We start from the raw sequence: 21,131 nt of genomic DNA, 5'->3' as shown, positions 1-21,131 counted from the left end.
CTCCTTATGCCAACTGGCTTTTCACTGATTGGTATAGGTCAAACCCCTGCGGTGGTGTCAACCCATCATGGACGATCGCACTGATAGCTCGGAGCATGCCAACCGGACAATCCGACTGGAACACATTACGCCCCATATCAACCCCAGCAGCACCGTCTTGGATTGCCTTATAAGTCAGGTGCAAGGCGTCCATTTCCGAGGTTTTCTTGCCACCAGCGACAACAATAGGAACAGGGCAGGCAGCCGTGACCTTTTCAAAGTCATCGCAATAATACGTTTTGACAATATGGACACCTAATTCCGCCAGCACTCGGGTCGCCAGCATGAAATAGCGAGGAGTACGCTCCATCTCCTTGCCCACCGCCGTAACCCCCATAGTCGGAATACCGTAACGAGCGCCACTATCGACGGTGCGAACAATATTTTCCAAGCTGCGGCACTCACCACTAGCACCGACAAATGCTTGTACAGCAAGACAAGAGGCATTGATCCGCACCGCATCATCAATATCGACACCGGACACTTCCCAGCTCATATCATCTTTGAGCACCGTGCTCCCTGCAGTGGCACGGAGGATCACCGGTTTATTGTGGTTGGGCTGTATACAGGTTCTGAGCGCTCCACGGGTCGCCATCAGAGCATCTGCATATGGGGCCAAAGGGTTGATAGACAAGTCTAAACGCTCCAGCCCGGCCGTTGCCCCCATAATGTAGCCATGATCAAAGGCTAGCATGACCGTTTTACCGGTATCGGGGCGGAAAATACGGCTAAGCCGATCTTTCATTCCCCAATCAACATGATCCATGCCCTTTATATGGAAAGCCTCTTTCACCGGAGGACAATCCAAGCCATATTCTTTCGCCAGTACCATTCCATCTTTGTCAGCCATAACACTCTTCCTTATTCATGACGTTTATCTGATTGGAAAAAGAATTGAACAGGATCGAAATACTGGTTGCCCCCGGATCAACAAACCCAATGGCTTTTTCCCCCATATTTTTAGCTCTGCCCCGCACTGGTTTCATCTGTTTGGTCTTCTCAGCCCCGCTTTTTGAGGCCTTTGCCGCACTCAAAAACATCGCAGCGATATCCTCGGAATCCAATGCCAATTGTTCCATCACTTCAACCGCTGGGATAAGCGCATCCAACATGGTTTTATCGCCAGCTTTCGCGCCGCTGAAATAAGCGAGCTTATCAAGCCCCTTCCTGAAGGCTGTCGCCGTTTGCTGCGGTGTGAGTTCCGGTTCATTAAGACCCGTAGCCAAGCCGCAGAACAGATTGCCAATTAACATGCCGGCAGAGCCTCCATCTTGACTCATGATGGACCAGCCCATGTCATCTATGGTTTTCTGCCAATCTGGATCGCTGCTATTTGCCAATGCTTTATCAATGCATTGAGATACCCTTAGCATGGTAGTGCCATGGTCTCCGTCACCCGTTTTGCCATCTAAATCATTCAACAGCGGCACAGATTCACGAATGTCCTTCGCAGCAGATAACAACATGCTAAATAATAACTTTTGATTAAACGTCTTCATTTATGTCACCTTTTTCAGGCCAAATGATCCCCTGCACCTTTCGATACACGTCTGGTTATTATTCAATGAAGTGCCAGGTATCTTACCTGGCACAAAGACATTGCTCTGGTTAGTATTGACACCAGTATGGGGTGTTACACGGCCTATCCCAATAAGAGAGGATTTCTGGATCGAATTTAGCGATACACATTTGGAACCCAGCCATCTCCTGCACGGTTAGCAATTCATCAATCTTGCTACGGCTGATCGTAATACCCGCTTCTTTCAGCTTGATATGGCAGGCACGGCTGACTATAAACATCTCCATCAAGGTCGTTGCCCCAGTGCCATTAATCATCAGCATCAAGTCGTCCCCCGGCTGAGCATCAATCGCCGCACACAGTTGATCTAACATGATATTAGCGGTGTCATCGGCCGAGCGAATTTTCATTCTGCCGCCGCCACCTTCGCCATGCTGGCCCATACCGATTTCCATTTCATCGTCAGGAAGATCACCTATCGCCATACCCGACTGCGGATGGGTCGCATTACTCATTGCAACAGCCAAGGTCGCCATATTCTCGTTAAATGAATTGGCAATCCGGTATACTTCATCAAGGGAGAGCCCGGCTTCGGCAGCAGCTCCAGCAATTTTATACACCGGGACACACCCCACCAAACCCCGCCGATCTTTGATATCGGTGTTCAATCCGGCACTGATATCTTCGTGGGTCAGCAGCATTTTGACATTGATATTCTCACGCTTTGCCATTTCCATCGCCATATTGGCGGCCATGACGTCCCCTTCATGGTTCAACACAACAAAGAGCACACCAGCAGGACGGTTGGCTAATTTGAGTGCCTCAAAGACCTTCGGTGCTCCGGGCGCGGCAAATACGTCCCCAACCACAGAAAAATCGAGCATCCCCTCACCCACAAAACCACTTAAAGCAGGTTCATGGCCAGCACCACCAAGGGTCACAATGGCCACTTTATCTTGGTCTTTAGGCACCGCACGTGTAACGATTTTATCCTCTACCACTCGCACTTGGTTGGGGTAACTCAATGCAAATCCTTGTAGCAACTCAGAAGTGATATTCTCAGGGTTATTAATAAACTTCTTCATAGTCGATATCCTTTTATGCGGTGATATTAGCAGTACTGCATCAGTTCAACGGGCGCTTCGTCTTCCATAATAAATGCGACGCGCAAAGACTCATTCGGGCTAAACGGCTCAAGTAGTATTTCCTTGCCTTCAATCGCTTTATCAAGGTCATCAACTTCATAAGCCACGTGTGCGGTATTCTTTAGTACCTCTGGCAACGGACTGTTATCCAAGAAGCGCAACCATTCAATACGGTTCTCACTCTTTTCAAAATCTGTTGTATAAAGGCTAATATCAGGATTAAAAGATTCACCGGAGTGCTCTACTGGCGACGGGATCCCGACATGATTAAACTTTTTCATCTTAACCTCCATTGATTCATAGCTGGTAAAGCTATCGGACAAATCAAATATAGAGAGGTTACAAATGAAATAACGTGATATCCCTCACCTAAACAATCAGCTTAAAAAACCACCAAAATCAACACCTTAACTAAAAGTAAATATTACTAATAGGCAAGTGCAACAACGGTAAATACAAATAAGGTTTTAGCAAGTGCAACAACATTGACGGTAAGAAAGCTCAATACTGATTAGCCTTTCAGGGCAAGTGCAACACCAGCGGTTAATCACAACGCTCAGCCTCCCAAGGGGCAAGTGCAACATGAGATCGCTATCTCATTTCCAACCTTAATTTCATTACTGGCCATAAGAAACAATCAGGTTTTCCAGTTGCTCCATATCAAGTTCGGGGTGGTAATGGAGGATGAAACGCTGGCATTGTTCTTTATTCAGCCCCATCTGATTGAGCTTGATAACCAACTCTTCATATTGCTTCTCAGTCACCTGTTGATGAAACTGTTTCCGATACCTTGCCATTTTATTGGCAAGTTGTGGCTCATAACCATAAGGGCCAGAGTTACGAGCCAGCTCCCTACTAACAGTCGAGCGATGAATATTTAATATCCGCGAGATCTGTGATTGGTTCTTGCCTTCTTTCCGCAATGCCCAAATTTGCAAGCGGTTTTCTTCTGTAAGCTGCTTGTACATAAGGTCCCGTATTCACAATGAAAACAATACAATGAAATTTATATCACTGATTGGGAGCCATGCCATTAACAGTAAAGTGAAACTGTGAAGGGGTAATTATTCAAATCTACCTAAAATAAACATCTGGTAGCCGAATTGCTCAAAGCCCTGATGGTAAATATCCAACTCAGTTTGAATATCTTTGAGTGCCTGTGACTCAGCCATCGTCTCTTTCAGCTCATTGATCCGCTGCTGAAGTGGCAAGAAATACGCCTGCCACGCCTTATCGCTCAGGGTAAAGTTATCGATCACGTGGTAACCGGCCTCTTGTGCCTGCTTGATCCGCACCTCAACCGTGGTCATGTCTGGGTATTCTTTCTGCCAGAACGCTAACCTTTCTGCACTTGGTGTCTCGGTATGCCACACCAAATCACTGAGCACCAATACGCCTTTATCTTTTAGCAACGGACGCCACTGTTTGAAAGCTTTGTTCACTCCCATAATATAGGCAGAGCCCTCGGCCCAGATAACATCAAAGCTGGCATCGTCAAATGGCAAGTCAGTCATACTGGCACACTGGGTAATGACTTTGTCTGCACCACCTGTCTCAGTGGCTCGCTCGCGCAACTTGCTTAGTGCATCTTCATGGTTGTCGATCGCAGTAATCACGGCATCAGATTGTTTAGCCAGTACGGTAGTTGTAATACCCTTACCGCAACCAATTTCCAGCACCGTTTGCGGTATTGATGGAAGCAACTTGAACGCCTTGATGGTTTCCGCCTCAGTTCCCGGCCCCCAGCGATCCAAACCGTCAAAGATAGTATTAAAGTCTGCCATGTATTGTTCGTGTGTATTCATGTCTTTTGATAACCACTTCAGTCTCAAGGCTTGTTTCTCATCAAAGCCCTGTTTCATTAACCAATCCAAATGGGCGTCAGGGGCAGTCTGCTCCAACGACTGATGCCATGCCGTCATGTCCGATTCACCCAGCATCGCAGCCAGTAGATTCCGAGATTGCTGTTTGTGGGCGATCTCGTCATCCAGCTGTTGCATGCGGTTAAGCAGTAACTGGCGATCGACTTTCGCTTCTAGGCATGCTTGACACTCCTTAAGAGTTAGCCCACCGGCTTGCAGTTGTTGCAACAGCCGCAAGCGTTGGAGATCCCGCTCGCTGTAACTGCGATAGCCATTGTCGAGTCGCTTTCCGGCAATCAGCCCCAGCTTCTCATAGTACAGTAAGGTAGAGCGCGAAAGACCGACGTGCTCTGCTAGTTCTGAAATTCGATACATGGCGCGGCCCTATGGAATAAAGTCGTGAGCTTAAACTATAAAGCCTTAGACAGGTCAATAACACTTATACAGAAAATCTCCCAGTAACATCCGCTGCACAGCCCCACCGCAAGGTGAAACAGGTTTCGCTCTTGGAAGATAAAGATAAAAAAGGCCTGCACGGAGGCAGGCCAAGTTTTGCTAACAAGTAGCTAGGTAGTCACAGCTTGTTATATTTCAGCAATGCTCCTTGAGCACTTACATTTTTTCGGTAAAGGTACGGGTTATCACATCCTGCTGCTGCTCTTTGGTCAGCGAGTTGAAACGGACCGCATACCCCGATACACGAATCGTTAGCTGTGGGTATTTTTCAGGGTGCTCGACAGCATCTAACAACATGTCACGGTTCATCACGTTAACGTTCAGGTGCTGCCCACCTTCAACGCCTACCCCATGCTCTCCCGTTTCATGGTGGAAATAGCCATCCATCAACGCTGCCAAGTTTTGCTTCTGGGTCTCGCTATTTTTACCCAGTGCATTTGGCACAATCGAGAAGGTATATGAGATACCGTCTTTGGCGAAGGCAAACGGCAGTTTCGACACCGAGGTCAGCGAAGCCACCGCCCCTTTCTGATCTCGGCCATGCATTGGGTTGGCACCGGGACCAAACGGCATACCTGCACGGCGGCCGTCTGGGGTATTACCGGTCTTCTTACCGTAAACCACATTGGATGTGATAGTCAGAATTGACTGCGTTGGCGTCGCTTCACGGTACATACTCATCTTCTGAATTTTCTTCATGAAGCGCTCAACGAGATCACAGGCAATGTCATCAACCCGAGAGTCGTTGTTCCCAAACGTCGGATAATCGCCGTCAATATCAAAATCAATCGCTAGACCATCGTTGTCACGGATCGGTGTCACCTTGGCAAACTTAATCGCAGCAAGGGAGTCTGCAACCACCGACAAGCCAGCAATACCACAAGCCATTGTGCGTTTAACATCTCTGTCCATCAGTGCCATCAGTGACGCTTCATAGCTGTAGCGGTCATGCGAGTAGTGGATAATATTCAACGCTGTCACATACTGCGTTGCGAGCCAATCGAGCATGGCATCGAAACGTGGCATAAGGGTGTCGAAATCCAATACATCATCGGCAATCGGAGATTGTTTCGGGCCCACCTGAGCTTTTGACTTTTCATCAATACCGCCATTGATAGTATAAAGCAGTGCTTTTGCCAAATTAGCGCGGGCACCAAAAAACTGCATGTCTTTACCAACGATCTGCGGGCTAACACAACATGCGATGGCATAGTCATCATTATTAAAGTCAGGGCGCATCAAATCATCATTTTCATACTGCAGAGATGATGTATCAATAGACACCTTAGCAGCATATTTTTTAAACCCTTCAGGTAGTTGCTCAGACCACAGCACCGTCATGTTAGGTTCTGGCGCCGGTCCCATGTTATACAGCGTATGCAGGTAACGGAAGGTGGTTTTACTAACCAATGTACGTCCGTCGACACCCATTCCCGCCATCGCTTCTGTCGCCCAGATTGGGTCACCAGAGAATAGCGAATCGTAATCTGGCGTACGAAGGAAACGCACCATGCGCAGCTTCATAATGAAATGATCGACGAGCTCCTGAGCCTGTGACTCACTCAATACACCATTGGCCATATCTCTCTCGATGTAAACATCAAGGAAAGTGGAGGTACGGCCAAGGGACATTGCTGCGCCGTTTTGCGATTTTACAGCAGCCAGATAGCCGAAATACGTAAATTGGATAGCTTCCTGAGCAGAGCATGCAGGAACAGACATATCAATGCCGTATTTTAACCCCATGGTGCGGATGTCTTCCAAGGCTTGGATCTGATCAGCCAGTTCTTCTCGTAAGCGCAGTGTTTTTTCTAAATCTTGGCCTTGCTCTAAAAAGGCTTGGGTTGATTTCAGCTGCGCTTGTTTGTCCGCTTTCAGGAAATCAATACCATATAGGGCAAGACGGCGGTAATCACCAATGATACGTCCACGACCATAGGCATCTGGTAAACCAGTAATGATGCCGGATTTACGGCACGCTAAGATATCTTTGGTATACAGATCAAAACAGGCTTTGTTATGCGTCTTGCGGTATTCGGTGAAGGTTTTTTCAACCCCAGGATCTAACTCTCGACCGTAGACTTCGCATGAGGTTTTCACCATACGGATACCACCGTTGGCAATAATGGCACGCTTGAGAGGCTTATCGGTTTGTAGACCAACAATCGTTTCCAACTCTTTATTGATGTAGCCAGCATCGTGCGAAATAATAGTCGATGGTAAGTCAGTATCAAAGTCAACCGGCGCATGTGTGCGGCTTTCCTCTTTGATCCCTTCTAAGACATTATTCCAAAGCGTTACCGTTGCTTCTGTTGCCTCTGCAAGAAAAGATTCATCACCTTCATAAGGTGTATAGTTAGCCTGAATGAAATCACGGGTGTTGACCTCAGTCTGCCAATCGCCAGCAGTAAAACCTTTCCACGCTTGAAGCATTTCAGTAGTAGGAATAGTCATATTAAATACCTAACAATAATAGTTTTCTGTGATGTATATTTTTCAAAAGAAAAAAAAGAAGAAATTTCAAGGTTCAAAGCTTTTAATAAATAAACTTTTACGATCTATAAAATACAGGTTAAATGTATTTCATTAATATTTAGACTGGCACTTTTTCGATGTGCACTTGATGGTTGAATCTTATGACAAACCAATACATGAGTAAAATGAATGCTTTTCATTATCTAGATGCATCAAATGCATAGGCAAAAATAAAATCAATACAATCATGTGATTAAAAGAAAAAATCACAGTAAAAAAGGAATGAAAATGTGCTAAACAAGATCAAATGGAATAATCATTTTCTTTTAAACATAAAAAAACCTTCATATTAGCTATTATAAATAACGTTAATGAAGGGCTTTTCTAATCTATTCGCAGCTAATCAAGCAAGGTCTTTAATAGCCAAAGCCAAATCCATCAGATGAGCTCTCTCGCTCCATCTCTATAACGAAAGCATCGTGGCCATAATTATATTGCTGCCTAAATTCGCCACCATCAGGCATGCCATCGCAAATACCAAAATAGTTTTGGCCTGATTTTCCTAGTTGCCATGCCTTATCAATATCACAGAACTCTACGCGACCAATCTCATAACCCGTACTGTATTTTTGTTGCGCCGCCAATAGATCACCGTCAACCAACGATGACAGTTCCCTAACCCGATGACCTTTAAGTGCATCTTGCTCACCCAGCGATTGCCAATCTTTGGCAGCAACGTAGCTATCGACGTAATTGGTACTGCACCCACTCAATGCCAGCCCCATTGAAACGCCCAGTATGGCACGCATCCGTTTTTGATTATCCATTGTCGTTACCCAAAAAATATAGCCAAAATCAGCAATGGCTAATTATGGCACAGAGGAATAGAGATTTTAGCTAGCTTTTTGATAGCACGTGAGAATTTGGCTATAGCGAAGATACAGTGCTGCTGGATAGCTCCAACAGCAGGCAATCTCCACCTAATTCCTCGCTCTAGACTTTGCGATAACATAAAATAGTGATACCTCATTGAAACGGACCCCAGAATGAAAATTGATTTGACCAAGATGGTGACTGAAAGCCGTAACAGCGCCAGCGCAGAGATTGATACGCTATCAACCATTGATATGTTAAACGTCATCAATCAAGAAGATCAAAAGGTCGCGCTTGCCGTCGAAGCGGTACTGCCTGAAATCGCCCGCGCGGTTGATGCCATTGCTGATGCCTTCCTGCAAGGTGGCAAACTGATTTATAGCGGCGCAGGTACCTCTGGTCGATTAGGCATTCTGGATGCCAGTGAATGCCCGCCGACCTTTGGCAGCAAGCCGGAGCAAGTGGTTGGGCTTATCGCAGGTGGCCATCAAGCCATTCTCAAGGCGGTCGAAAATGCCGAAGATAACCGTGAAATGGGGGCAGGCGATCTGCAGGCGATTAACTTTAGTCGCAAAGATGTGTTGGTTGGCATTGCAGCCAGCGGCCGGACTCCCTATGTACTCGGCGCCATGGACTATGCAAAATCTGTTGGCGCAACGGTTGCTTGCATCAGCTGTAATCCACAAAGCCCTATGGGTCAATCGGCAGATATAGCTATCACACCGGTTGTCGGACCGGAAGTCGTCACCGGCTCATCACGCTTGAAGGCTGGTACAGCACAAAAACTGATCCTCAATATGCTTACCACCGGTGCGATGATCAGAACCGGTAAGGTATATGGCAATTTAATGGTGGATGTCGAAGCAACTAACGCCAAGTTGGTCGAACGCCAAAAGAACATCGTCATGGCTGCCACAGACTGTAGCCGAGAGCAGGCCGTTGAAGCACTCAAAGCTTGTGACGGCCACTGCAAGACGGCGATTGTGATGCTATTGGCTGGTGTCGACGCAGCAGAGGCATCATCGCTGCTGACCGAAAGTCACGGCTTTACCCGCAAAGCAATTCGCAACAATACCAATTAGGGTAAGCTAAGAAACAATTAAGACGCTCAGTTCAGGCAATAGAAAAACGATAGCGGCTGTGGAAAATACAAAAGGCTGAAATCATAATGGGCAGAAATAAAAATGCCCAGCCGAGGCTGAGCGAAATTTGCAAGTGTCCAAAGTAAGACACAATTAGCGAGTCAAATTCTAGCAAGTAGATACAGGTAAACATTGTATCTGTATCCATCATAGCCACATCTTCCTTAACCAATACTGGCACGGCTACATTAATAGTAGTTCATTTCCCATATTTGAGACTGGTCGGATGTTACTCCCCTCTCTCTACCCCATTCACCGACTGGAGAAAAAGCGAATGAATACTCGGTTGGTTCGGCGGCGATGGGCTAGAAGGCACTGGTCAGTGGATGGTCTTCGTCGGTCTGGAGCCCGGCTACCTGATGGCCGGTGGCTATGAATTCAGCTTGGCGCTACTCGCGATGTCAATCTCGTTCAAGCATCCAGCCACAGAATGGCGAGTATCAATAGGTAATGCTCGCCACTGACAGAGGCTAAGGACATTTAAGCCATCGTGGGTTCAAACAGTATCACCGGCCTTCAAACGGCGAAGCAGTTCTTTGACTTCCGCTCTTCCCGATTCAGATTTACATAGGCTCGCCGGTGAAACCAAACCCAGGGCGATATTTTCCGTGTGCAGCCAATCGTCGGCTTTTTCACGGTCGCCGAAATACGCCAAGGCATCATCGTATAACGCTTCAGGAACTTGCTGTTTATCCATCCGTCTTCTCCTCGCCAGTAACTAACCACTCACTCAATATTAAACTAACCTGATTTCATAATAGCGACAGTTAGCGACATCACAATTGACCGACAAAAATGAAAACCATACTCTATACCCAAGCTACGAGGGGCTCCCCCTCTATTACGATAAAAACAACAAGCCCAACCTTTAGCTGGCTGCTTGCGTTTGCAACAAGGAAACCTGCATGAGCAACACCATAGACTTAAGCCTGCTCATTGAGCGTATCTCTGCCGCAGATACCGACGAACAACGTCAAATTTTCAATGAACCCGAGCTCCAACAGCTAGAAGCCGGCGCATTCGCGACCTTGTTAGAGGCTCTGCCGCTCGATCAACGTATGGAGCTCTGGCGTCAGTTACCCCTCAATGATCATGTCGATGTCCTTACTGCAATGCGCGGCGACACCCGGGAATGGGTTATCCAGTCATTGAGCGATGCCGAATTAGATTTGGTACTCGATAAACTCGACAACCTTTCGTTGATTGAGTGGGCTGACTCACTACCAGAAAATATCATTGATCGGGCGATTGAAAAGCTCAGCAAAGAAGACATTGAGCTGTTTGATCGGGCCAACCAATACGATGACGATCAGATCGGTCGTTATGCCAACCCCAAGGTGCTTTCACTGCCGCAGGGGATCTCGGCCAAACGCGCCAAAATTTTGCTGGAGCGCTATGGCTACCAATATCCGACTTCAATTTACGTCGTCACCCGTGACACTAAGTTTGTCGGTAAAGTCAATTATCAACAATTGGTCGAGGCAGAGCCACTCACCATACTGAGCAGCCTGGCCGATACCGACACGCCGGTCCTAGAAGATGGCGCTTCTCTCACCGAAGCGGTAGAAGCCGTAGAGCATAGCCAACAATTTAGCTTACCGATCGTTGATGAAAACTTTGCCTTGATTGGCGAAATCGATACCCATCTCGCCCTCGAACTGATGCGTGAAAGCTATGAGAGCACCTTGATGGCCAATGCTGGTATGAGTGAAGAGGATGACTTATTCGCCCCAATCACCAAAAGTGCCAAGAAGCGTGCAGTATGGCTAGGTATCAACCTTATCACCGCGGTACTGGCTTCTATGACCATCAGCCTGTTCGAAGATGTGATCGCCCAGGTCGTGGCCCTTGCGATCCTTATGCCGATTGTCGCCTCAATGGGAGGGATTGCTGGCAGCCAGACCCTGACCCTGATGATCCGGGGTATGGCGCTGAATCAGGTTACCGCCGGTAACCGTCGCTCATTACTGCGCAATGAATTGGGAATAGGCTTTATCAACGGCGTGCTATGGGCAGTTTTGATCGGCCTGATGGCCGGTTTATGGTTCCAATCACCGATTATCGGCGCAATTATTTCGGTCGGCATTGTGGTTAATATCATTACAGCAGCGCTGTTCGGTGTTGTGATCCCGGTGGTACTCGACAAGCTTAAACTTGACCCGGCACTGGCAGGCTCAGTGATCCTCACCACGGTAACCGATGTGGTGGGTTTCTTTGCCTTCCTCGGAACCGCCAAGCTGTTGCTTATTTAAAAAAGTCTGTACACCGAGTTCCTCGGCGCCCCCCAGTTCTGGGGGGCTCGGCTTAACGGAATGTCTTCACGTTTACCTTACCCCTGATTATCCATATTGCTGTTAGTACCCTCATCACAATGCCACGAATAACAGCCAATAGTGGGTGTTGTTCGATGTGTTATTTACCACAATGGAGGTCAAAGCCATAATCAAAACCATCATGGTTAAGTCACTGATTACAAATTAATAAAAAATTAAAACATATCCAACCCTTTAGCCTTTTTGTCCTTCGGTCTAACTTTGTCCAGCGATGTGATACCGCTGAAGCGGTATAACCCAAAATGTAAGCTATTTCACGAGTAGTGCTTTTATCTGCGGCATCACTTCTTTTGTTGCAAGGTATCCAGCTTCGATCGCCTGTGCTTTTTCATCAAATGCTCCGCTGCTGTTCGGCTCAAATTTAGGAGCTATAACAACATCAGCACTATTCAACTCATCTTGAGACAAACGACAACTCTGCATTCGAAAAGCAGCGAGAGTAATCTTGCTAGCGGAGATTTCTGGAGCGGTTTGGTTGTGACAATAAATATCAATAGCGATAACCTTTTCAGCTCCCAAGTCTCTTGCGGTGTATACCGGTACTACGCTAAATACGCCTCCATCAACCAATATATTGCCCTGATTCTGCACAGGTATAAATGCACCCGGGATCGTTGATGAGGTTTGCACAGCATGCCCCGGATTCCCAGAACGAATCATGATTGTCTCTTGGGTGGTTAGATTCGTTGCTGTTACAGCGACAGGAATCGGCATGGCCGCAAGATCATCGTACTCGACTTGAGAGTTAATCCATTCTGATAGTCTCTTACCGTTGACTAAACCTTTTGTAGAAACAACAAAGTCAGCAATTTCCGACATTCCAACCTCATCGATGGTTGTTTTCATCTCCGCTAGGGTCATTCCTGATGCATATAGCGTTGCAGCGATTGAACCTGCGGATGTGCCGCTAACTACATCAGGTCTTATCCCCTCTTCTTCGAGTGCTTTAAGTACCCCGAGATGCATGAACCCACGTACACCACCACCGCCAAAAGCAACCCCTAGCTCATGTTCGCCGCGCTCCATTGCTGTAGACGCATTAAGGTCTTCATAAACATTTGGAGAAGAACAAGCCATTAAGCTGGCTGCTGTTACGGATAATATCAGGCTCTTTAACCTCAATTTTTTAACACCCATGAATTATAGAACACACTCTAGTGACGTTTTATCTAACGATAAGCCCCATAGCTGATAAGCCATTTCTTTATCTACCGCGCATCGTCTAGTTTATTTTCACCAACAGGGCCTAAGCTATTAGCACGCTTTGTCGGGCCATATAGCTTTATAGTTGGTAGGTTTTGATCTGTTGCACACATCACCTCTGGTCATGCCCCTCACTCTGCAGATTGAGCAATAATACGAGACATGATTGACCACATTACCTTGTTAAGCGTACTTGCATTATCCATCAACAAATTGGGGCGTGAAGCGCCAAGGTGACAAACATGCACCTCGACTTGTTTACCCGCAGATTCAATGCGTCGCTGCAACTCAAAGCCAGCTCCGCTGTTCGTGGGAGTATCTTTAAGTGGATTTAACTATATCTCTCACAAAGTTGTATAAATAGGCGAATTAGTCTCTAAAAAATGCCTATTTGTACCAATTTGATTATTGAAGCAAAAAATTGAAGGGCGATGCAGGTATCTCAGCAAGGAGAGCATTTGGTATCGGGAACGAAATCGCCAAATCGATTGAGTACCTATCACTTAACCATAGCAAGAACGTAACAATTGATGAGCTAGCTTCTTTGGTCGGTATGAGCCGTACAGTTTTCCATCGCAAGTTCAAACAAGCAACTCGAAATGCACTACTGATATAAATAGGCACTTTTTTAAGAGTATCTCGCCTAGTTTAGATACAGGGTGATAGATATAGTAATCTCACAACGTCAACGAAGGGTCACTTGTCGTGAAAAAGCTCATTTTATCTATAGGAGTCAGTATGGTTCTTGCTGCTACAACCTCAGCTAATGACACCAACAAAACGCTATACCAACTGGAAGATACTGATACTGTGCAGGACACGGAAGGTAATATCTATCGAACCGTGACGATAGGTGATCAGGTTTGGTTAGCAGAAGGATTAAGAAGCACCAAATTCCAAGATGGCTCTGATGTCAGATCAGGCGCAATACCAAAAGATGATGAAGATAACTTGTTGAAGTATGGACGACTCTACAACTGGTATGACGTTGCAGATGACAGAAACCTTTGCCCAGAAGGCTGGCGAGTCGCTACCGATGAAGATTGGAAGACGCTTGAGCGAACTATTGGTATGACCGAAGAAGAGCTTCACCAAGAAGGTTGGAGAGGTGGTGACCAAGATCTTGGCTTGCAACTTAAAGAAGCACAATCTGATGGCCCATTTAAGAAAGTGGATCAATCACTAGTCAACAAACACAACTTTTTCGCAAGACCAGCAGGTGTTATATGGAACGGCTGGTATATCACTGAGGGAGCTTACACCGAGTTTTGGACAGCAAGCAGTGCTTCCGAAAACAAGGGGATTATTCGCACTTTAGCCTATTCTTGGTGGAATGCACACAAGGGTGAAATTCGCCGCGCTACTAGCTCTAAGGACTATATGTTTTCAGTAAGGTGTGTTCGAGATAATTAACTCACATTTGTCCAGAGCTGTTTGGTGTCGTTCTACTTTTATGAGGTCGCTTGGCCAGTCTTGTCTATCATCATATTTGTGCAAAATATACATACAGGTGCACTTGTGTTTGTTTTGCACCAATATGGTGACTGGAATAGCCAAATAACCCTACAAAACGCCCGGATACTCCAAGGTAGCATCAAATAAACACTGGCACAGTAATTGCTTTATGGTATTTAAAGGTTAAAAATATCATGGAGATACAATGAAAAAACTCTCAAGCTTAGCACTTCTAGTTGCCTCGTTTTCTGCAAGTGCAGTGGTCATGGATGGTGTTGAGATTCTGCAGCCACTTTACGATGAACCTACATTTATTGAGTCTGGAAAATACGCGCAAAGCTTATATATTCCGTCCACTTTAGACACAATCATGTGGGGATATCTTCCCAATAAATTAACACAGCCTGTCGCTACAATAGATTCAGGGAGTACCGTTGTTTTTGATACTGTCTCGCACGAAGGTTTATTAGAAGACCAAGGAAGAGATCCACTTAAATACTTTGGTGCTCATGGCTATTCAACGGAATATGTACTTGAAGATGCAGTTCAGATTACGGGGTCTGACCTTGAACATGATTTCTACAAAGATGGGCCACACATTGTCACAGGCCCGGTTAAAATTAAAGGTGCGAAACCTGGTGATGTTCTGAAGGTAGACATTGTTAAGCTAGAACCAAGAGTTCCATATGGTGTGATTTCAAACAGACACGGAAAAGGAGCCCTAGTCGGTGAGTATCCTAAGAGAAAACCACAACCAAACCCTAGCGCCGAGCACCCTGAACGCTTTGGTAACGTTTCTATTCTTTCACCTATCTTCAAGGAGGACGATAAATATTTCGGTAAGCTCAAGTCTGGAGATAAGAATATTGTCTTTCCGCTAAATCCGTTTATGGGAATTATGGGTGTGGCACCTGATAAAGAGTTTCCTATCCATTCCGTTGCTCCTCAGTATTTTGGTGGGAACCTGGACGTTAAAGACCTAGTGGAAGGAACTACGGCCTACTACCGGGTAAATGTAGATGGCGCTATGTTCTATACGGGTGACAGTCACTTTACGCAAGGTGATGGTGAGGTAGCACTAACCGCATTAGAAGCCTCAGTTCGAGCAACATTTAAGCTGACAATTCTGAGAGAAGGCTCTGATGCAATACCGGGTGCATTTATTGATACTCCAGTTGGTGAAACCGCAGAGTTCTGGATTCCTGTCGGCCTTGATGAAGACTTAAACATCGCTATGCAAAACGCTACTCGTGAATCAATTAGATTCTTGGTTAACCACTATGGGATTAGTGAAGAGATTGCCCTTGCTTACTTGAGTGCCAATACTGATTTTGCAGTATCACAAGTAGTCGACAAGACAAAAGGTATTCATGCGAAAATTCGCAAAGCTGACTTTGCCGAGTTCGAATAGCGTTAACACATATAACCCCTCTGCCCCCCTTTCATGGGGGCGAATCAAAGCTCTAGACTAGCCGTTTAATCGTTAATCTTGGGGACAACAGAGTTGATGTCAGGTGTCATAGCTTACTCACTTTGGTCGCTAAAGTTTTGCCTCAACCAGACACAGCATTGTGACTAACTTTGTCGTCTGTTAGTGACTTATACCAACCTACATAAATATTTGATCAGTCTTGCAAGTTAAAATCGCTGTTCTCTGCGTTAGATATTTTGTAATTAGAGCCACTAGTTACTGCAAAATCTGCCTTGATAACAACGATTTTTCCAGTGCAAATACCTGATCAACTACTTATCCAGATTGGTATTACTCACCGTTAAATAAAAAGGGATCTAACAAACTTAGATCCCCTATCATTTCTCAGCCTAGGCGAGTCGCCCCGGTTATTACTTTAGAATGTTCTGTGCCGTTACGTAGAAATCACGTGCTCGCCCCCACACACCGTTTGGATCTTCACCCTGACATAACGTCAGCAAATGAGGTAGAAGCTGGCCGGCGAAATCTTCACTGCTTTCTTTTGGCAATACGGTCGGTAGGTGATCCACCGCCTGTACATACACACCGCTAACATCCGACTTAATAATTGGCTTAGACAGCTTAGTGCATTGGTTATAAATACGAATTGGGTTATCCGGGTTATTCGGATCGCAGCTGACATCACTGACCATGCTCAGGCGTGGATTCTCACCTAGGCTCTCCTTGGTAATGAACGGAGGAGTGCCTTCAGCAAGGTAAGCACAGTTAACCAAGATGTCGTAGTCATTGATGGCAGTGAACGGGCCGCCTGCTTTGGTTTCTTCGATATCCCAACCGTCGGCGTCGATACCCAGCTCAGCAAACAAATCCAAAGCACCACGGCCACAACGACCGTACTGACCGATAACCAATACTTTAGGCTTTTCAGCTAAGGTCGCAACCTGCTCACCCAACACCGCTAAATAATGCTCACGATCTGGATAGCTGCCCACTGCTCCGAACGCATCTTTACAGTGTAAATGGTGGATAAAACCGGACAACCCCATCGCCGCACCAACATAACCCGCCCAGTAACCGAAGGCACAAACGCGCTTGCCTAGCTCGTCTTGCAGAAACTCCAAATCAAGGATCTGACCACCACCAGCATTGAATCGTGATAGGATCTGTACCGCTTCATCCTGCCCCTTGAAGGCGTGGGCAAAATAAATGTGCTGATGCTTGAGTGCAAAATCGGCTTCTGCCAATTCCTTCAAACCAAGGATATAGGCGTGATCCGGCGCTTCAGTCCAACTATGCGCATCTGTCAGTTCACAGCCGACGTCGACATAGGCTTGGTTGGGAAAAATACGTGTTGTGCTGCGTTCCACAATCACTTTCGCACCAGTATCAATCAGTAATTTGGCTCCTGTTGGTGTCAGCGCTGTTCTGTGTTCACCGACTTTAACTTCATCTCTCAGCCAAAATAATGTATTCATTTTCAATCCTTTATAAACAATATGTTTTTAAGCCGTCACTTCTTAAACGGTAACAGGGCTTACTGAAGCCTGACGACGCACCATCAATACAATCAGAGCGATTTGCATTAATGCCGCCACTAAAATGGTGTACGGGCTACGGGTGATCTCAGCGACCATAAAACCAATACTGGCGGTCACCCCGGTTAATATGGCGTACGGGAACTGGGTACGGACATGGGAAACATGATCACACCCGGTAGACATCGAGCTCAAAATGGTCGTGTCTGAAATCGGTGAAGAATGATCGCCCAACATACCGCCACTCAGCGCTGCGCCAATACAAATCAGCGGATCAGCACCGAGCGCACTGGCAACCGGTACGGCAATTGGGATCAAAATGGCAAAAGTGCCCCACGACGATCCTGTCGCAACCGAGATAAAACTACCGATAACGAAGATCATCGCTGGCAGCAAAAATACCGGCAGGCGGTCATTCATTACCTGGCTGATATAATCCCCAGTCCCCAGAGACTTACAGATATCACCCAAGGTCCATGCCAATAGCAAGATAATCAAAATTAGCATGATCCGCTGCATTCCCGACACAAAAGTGTTGAAGGCTGTCGAAGCGGTCATAGTTTTGGTGTAGGCGTAGTAAGCAATTGCCGTTATCGAGGCAATCAAATAGCTGGTTCCCAGTGATGTACGGATCACCGGACCATTGATTGTGCCATGCAGATGGTAATTGTAAGTAAATAGGGCAATCAGTGAGCCAAACAACACCGTCAGAGGCAAGACTATCAGTGAAATTCGGCCAGATTTAGCCAGTTGCGTTTGATCTGATGACGGCTCACTCACTTCTGCCTGCTGACGAGCTTGGTGTTCCGCTTCAGCCATCGGGCCCCAATCTTTTTTCAGCACCGCATACACAGGCACACTAAACAGTGTCAGCAACGCATAGAGTTGGTAAGGGATAACTTGGAGGAAAGTAGTAAAACCATCGACTTGCTGACCCATATTATCAAACGCATTTTCAATCAACCCCTGCGAATAGACCCCCCAGCTGATAATCGGGATCAGCACACAGACCGGTGATGAGGTCGAGTCGATAATGAACGCCAGTTTTTCTTTGCTCAATTTGAGCTTCTGGTAGATTGGCGCGAACATCGGGCCAAGGATCAACGAGTTTCCCGAATCAGTAAAAAAGATACCGATCCCAGTTGCCCAAGTGGCTAGCTGGGCTTTCAATGGCGATGACACATAGCGAGTAGCCATGGACGAAAACGCCGCCATACCGCCACTTTGTTCAACCAGATAGATAAAGCCCGAAATGATAGTAATAACAATAATGATCTGTGCGTTGCTACCCGAGGCTAGCTGAATAAATGGCCCTTCAGACAGGAACATCAACGCTGTATCGACTGGATGACCCTTGGTTAAGATCAGCATGCCGCTGATCACTGCAACCCCAAGGGCTAAAACAACATGCCGAGTGGTAAAGGCGAGTATCAATGCCAGCACCGCGGGTACGATGGACAACAATCCGTAATCAGCCATTCGTAGACTTCTCCTAAAAAACAAAAAGGTATATACCCAAGCGACTTCAAGCAGCCTGGAGTGACTTGAGTATTTAAGAGGGGGGAGTATAGAAACGCGCGAGCAGACAAAGGCTGTACGAAATAGGTAGACGAACTTACCTGTTCGATGACAAAAATTGCGGTAGCTCCCCATCCAGACAGGGTCTGGATGACAGTGCTGTTCCTATTAAGAACAACCCCAGCAGCATGGCTGACGACCGGTACTGCTTCGGCATTGGCTCCTTTCATTTAGCTTCTCTGGCTGTCGACCTTCACTAAACTACTGTTAGGCAATGCGCCTCTACTAACGAGTAAGACTGAATAACTTCTCACTCTATATTGAATAAAACACAAATCTGGCCAAACCAAACTGAATTGGCCACGTAACGTGACAAAGATCACGAAAATTATTTCTTAAAACATTAATTTAACATTATCAATCACTGGAAAAGCATTGAACTGCAGGGGAAACAACCAGAGTGCTCACCCTTTCCCCTACCCCAGTCATTTCACATAAAAGTAGACCGAGTATCGAGATGTGGTGATTTAAATTGGGTTTGATTACAGAAACAGAGAAGTATTACCGAAAAAGAGTTGGTTGCATATTTACGCAACAAGGGGACATAACAGCAGGTATTGGAGGAAAAATGCAACAGATATGACAGACATAAAAAATGCCGGCCTAAGCCAGCATTTTATCACAAAGTAAGTTTCGGCTTACAGAGCTACAACGTTTGCAGCTTGTGGGCCTTTTTGACCTTGTTCTACGTCAAAAGAAACTTTTTGACCTTCAGCAAGAGTCTTGAAACCTTCAGAAGCGATAGCGCGGAAGTGTACGAATACATCAGCACCGCCGTTTTCTTGAGTGATGAAACCGAAACCTTTCTCTTCGTTGAACCACTTAACGATACCAGTTGACTTAGACATAGACTGCCCCTTATAAATTCATTAATAAACTAATCGCAGTATGCGATATGATTGGTTACTGAATTATTTAATGTTACGTTCAATCTAAGGGAAACAGTGAGATACAGTACGATAACGTAAAAGTAGCTAAAGGTTTAACTTGTACTTGATGTTGCATTGAATAACTCTTTGTTCTAAGAACGAGAGGGATATTAACAGCTGGGCGCTTTATGTACAGCATTATTTTTAAAAAAATGCATTTTTTTTCCTCAGCCAAGATCCATGACGTATAAATAGCGTTAGCTACATTGACTGCCAACCTTCACAGCACCGTATATCCCGCAGTCATCACCCAGCTTAGCGGGTAACACAAGCGTGTTGCACTTACCTCCGAAGACATACTTTGGCAAAACGGTTGGCAAATCTTCAAAAATACGGCTTTGTTTTGATAGTCCCCCACCAACCACTATCATGTCAGGATCAATAAGATTAATGATGCTAGCCAATGCACGGGCTAGCTGGTCGACATAAAGCCGATAAAAACTGGAGCAATCCGCCCGATGGTCAATGTGCTTAAATATGTCAGCAGCAGATAACGCTTCACCATAAGTAGTGGCAAATCGCTTCGCGATGCCAGTCCCGGACAGAAAACTTTCGATACAATGCGCCCTGCCGCAATAGCAAGGGTCGACGTTACCATCTATCTCCAAATCATAACCCGGCAGTGGGTTGTGGCCCCACTCCCCGGTCAACCGATTTGGCCCTCTAACCAGCGTCTGGTTTATAACTAAACCACCCCCGCATCCGGTTCCGAGTACTATACCGAAAACGACTTGTTTACCTTCACCAGCACCATAGCAAGCCTCCCCTAAGGCAAAACAATCAGCATCATTGGCAATATGAACCTGATGACCAAGATGATTTGCCAAATCCTCTTCAAGGTTATGGCCATTGACCACTTGGCAGTTACAGTTTTTCACCACGCCAGATTCACCATCGATGGCGCCCGGCAGACCGATCCCCACCAAGGCTTTATCACCAGCTTCCGTTTTGAACGCCTCGATCACTGCCAAGATTTGCCCAATAAAATTTTCATACGATGATTTATCCGTACTGTATCTTTGCCGGTGAATAACCCTATTTTCGGCATCAAACAAAGCGGCTGATATCTTCGTTCCACCCACATCTAAACCAATCTTGTACATATATCCCCCAATATCCTTTTTATCGGCCTTAACGAAGGCCGGGAAACCTAAA

19 protein-coding genes, 1 pseudogene and 1 riboswitch are annotated in these 21,131 nt (G+C 46.1%); of the genes and pseudogenes, 6 read left to right on the top strand and 14 right to left on the bottom strand.

Features of this window, described 5'->3' with window-relative positions; all coding sequences use genetic code 11:
- Positions 1 to 4 precede the first annotated feature (4 nt).
- The 8 genes from lsrF to ACVA53_RS19995 form a co-directional block, all read right to left on the bottom strand.
- Positions 5 to 889 carry a 3-hydroxy-5-phosphonooxypentane-2,4-dione thiolase gene (gene lsrF / locus ACVA53_RS20030; RefSeq protein ID WP_446506051.1) on the bottom strand — a complete coding sequence of 295 codons (885 nt, stop codon included), beginning with the start codon at positions 887 to 889 and terminating at the stop codon, positions 5 to 7.
- The gene (locus tag ACVA53_RS20025; RefSeq protein ID WP_255041288.1) at positions 882 to 1,538 is read right to left on the bottom strand and encodes a dihydroxyacetone kinase subunit L; all 657 of its coding nucleotides are present in this window, start codon (positions 1,536 to 1,538) and stop codon (positions 882 to 884) included. Before ACVA53_RS20025 ends, lsrF begins: the two co-directional genes overlap by 8 nt.
- A gap of 109 nt (positions 1,539 to 1,647) precedes the next feature.
- Positions 1,648 to 2,643, bottom strand: coding sequence for a dihydroxyacetone kinase subunit DhaK (locus ACVA53_RS20020; RefSeq protein ID WP_255041287.1), 996 nt, complete (start codon positions 2,641 to 2,643; stop codon positions 1,648 to 1,650).
- Between the two features lie 26 nt (positions 2,644 to 2,669).
- Positions 2,670 to 2,984, bottom strand: coding sequence for a hypothetical protein (locus ACVA53_RS20015; protein WP_255041286.1), 315 nt, complete (start codon positions 2,982 to 2,984; stop codon positions 2,670 to 2,672).
- Positions 2,985 to 3,320: 336 nt separating this feature from the next.
- Positions 3,321 to 3,671, bottom strand: coding sequence for a helix-turn-helix domain-containing protein (locus tag ACVA53_RS20010; protein ID WP_255041285.1), 351 nt, complete (start codon positions 3,669 to 3,671; stop codon positions 3,321 to 3,323).
- 96 nt (positions 3,672 to 3,767) lie between these two features.
- Complete coding sequence (locus tag ACVA53_RS20005; RefSeq protein WP_446506050.1) at positions 3,768 to 4,940, bottom strand: MerR family transcriptional regulator; 1,173 nt, start codon at positions 4,938 to 4,940, stop codon at positions 3,768 to 3,770.
- Between the two features lie 237 nt (positions 4,941 to 5,177).
- On the bottom strand, positions 5,178 to 7,475 hold the full coding sequence (gene pflB, locus ACVA53_RS20000; protein ID WP_446506049.1) for a formate C-acetyltransferase: 2,298 nt from the start codon (positions 7,473 to 7,475) through the stop codon (positions 5,178 to 5,180).
- Positions 7,476 to 7,912: 437 nt separating this feature from the next.
- Entirely contained in the window at positions 7,913 to 8,323 is a 411-nt protein-coding gene (locus ACVA53_RS19995) for a DUF2799 domain-containing protein (RefSeq protein WP_446506048.1), read from the bottom strand.
- A 219-nt stretch (positions 8,324 to 8,542) separates the two neighbouring features.
- Here ACVA53_RS19995 and murQ point away from each other — a divergent pair, with 219 nt between their 5' ends.
- Positions 8,543 to 9,451, top strand: coding sequence for an N-acetylmuramic acid 6-phosphate etherase (murQ, locus tag ACVA53_RS19990; RefSeq protein WP_446506047.1), 909 nt, complete (start codon positions 8,543 to 8,545; stop codon positions 9,449 to 9,451).
- 338 nt (positions 9,452 to 9,789) lie between these two features.
- Positions 9,790 to 9,906: pseudogene (locus tag ACVA53_RS19985) on the top strand (DoxD-like family protein); the annotation flags it as partial.
- A gap of 101 nt (positions 9,907 to 10,007) precedes the next feature.
- On the opposite strand, the gene ACVA53_RS19980 reads toward ACVA53_RS19985, so the two are convergent.
- On the bottom strand, positions 10,008 to 10,208 hold the full coding sequence (locus ACVA53_RS19980) for an MbcA/ParS/Xre antitoxin family protein (protein ID WP_255041278.1): 201 nt from the start codon (positions 10,206 to 10,208) through the stop codon (positions 10,008 to 10,010).
- Positions 10,209 to 10,416: 208 nt separating this feature from the next.
- Between ACVA53_RS19980 and ACVA53_RS19975 the strand changes: the two genes are divergently transcribed.
- Positions 10,417 to 11,763, top strand: coding sequence for a magnesium transporter (locus tag ACVA53_RS19975; RefSeq protein ID WP_446506046.1), 1,347 nt, complete (start codon positions 10,417 to 10,419; stop codon positions 11,761 to 11,763).
- A gap of 330 nt (positions 11,764 to 12,093) precedes the next feature.
- Here ACVA53_RS19975 and ACVA53_RS19970 read toward each other — a convergent pair whose 3' ends face one another.
- Positions 12,094 to 12,981, bottom strand: a complete 888-nt coding sequence (locus ACVA53_RS19970; RefSeq protein ID WP_255041275.1) for a patatin-like phospholipase family protein — start codon at positions 12,979 to 12,981, stop codon at positions 12,094 to 12,096.
- Positions 12,982 to 13,468: 487 nt separating this feature from the next.
- On the opposite strand from ACVA53_RS19970, the gene ACVA53_RS19965 reads away from it, so the two are divergent.
- The 3 genes from ACVA53_RS19965 to ACVA53_RS19955 all read left to right on the top strand — a co-directional run bounded on the left by ACVA53_RS19965 (position 13,469) and on the right by ACVA53_RS19955 (position 15,913).
- Entirely contained in the window at positions 13,469 to 13,663 is a 195-nt protein-coding gene (locus ACVA53_RS19965; RefSeq protein ID WP_255041273.1) for a helix-turn-helix transcriptional regulator, read from the top strand.
- 122 nt (positions 13,664 to 13,785) lie between these two features.
- A complete protein-coding gene (locus ACVA53_RS19960; RefSeq protein WP_255041271.1) occupies positions 13,786 to 14,460 on the top strand; it encodes a fibrobacter succinogenes major paralogous domain-containing protein in 675 nt (224 codons plus the stop codon).
- A gap of 247 nt (positions 14,461 to 14,707) precedes the next feature.
- Positions 14,708 to 15,913, top strand: coding sequence for an acetamidase/formamidase family protein (locus tag ACVA53_RS19955; protein ID WP_255041270.1), 1,206 nt, complete (start codon positions 14,708 to 14,710; stop codon positions 15,911 to 15,913).
- 431 nt (positions 15,914 to 16,344) lie between these two features.
- On the opposite strand, the gene ACVA53_RS19950 is transcribed toward ACVA53_RS19955, so the two are convergent.
- The 4 genes from ACVA53_RS19950 to ACVA53_RS19935 form a co-directional block, all read right to left on the bottom strand.
- Positions 16,345 to 17,409: a saccharopine dehydrogenase gene (locus tag ACVA53_RS19950; protein ID WP_255041269.1), complete on the bottom strand. Its 1,065-nt coding sequence runs from the start codon at positions 17,407 to 17,409 to the stop codon at positions 16,345 to 16,347.
- A 42-nt stretch (positions 17,410 to 17,451) separates the two neighbouring features.
- Positions 17,452 to 18,948 (bottom strand): Na+/H+ antiporter NhaC family protein, encoded by a 1,497-nt coding sequence (locus tag ACVA53_RS19945; protein WP_255041268.1) that lies wholly within the window; start codon positions 18,946 to 18,948, stop codon positions 17,452 to 17,454.
- Positions 18,949 to 19,103: 155 nt separating this feature from the next.
- Positions 19,104 to 19,280, bottom strand: a riboswitch (Lysine riboswitch).
- Positions 19,281 to 19,685: 405 nt separating this feature from the next.
- Positions 19,686 to 19,895, bottom strand: a complete 210-nt coding sequence (gene cspE, locus ACVA53_RS19940; protein WP_107349178.1) for a transcription antiterminator/RNA stability regulator CspE — start codon at positions 19,893 to 19,895, stop codon at positions 19,686 to 19,688.
- A gap of 278 nt (positions 19,896 to 20,173) precedes the next feature.
- Positions 20,174 to 21,079 (bottom strand): ROK family protein, encoded by a 906-nt coding sequence (locus tag ACVA53_RS19935; RefSeq protein ID WP_446506045.1) that lies wholly within the window; start codon positions 21,077 to 21,079, stop codon positions 20,174 to 20,176.
- Positions 21,080 to 21,131 lie beyond the last annotated feature (52 nt).

The organism is Photobacterium sp. DNB23_23_1, assembly GCF_052873815.1.
This window is presented reverse-complemented; position numbering and strand designations above follow the sequence as displayed.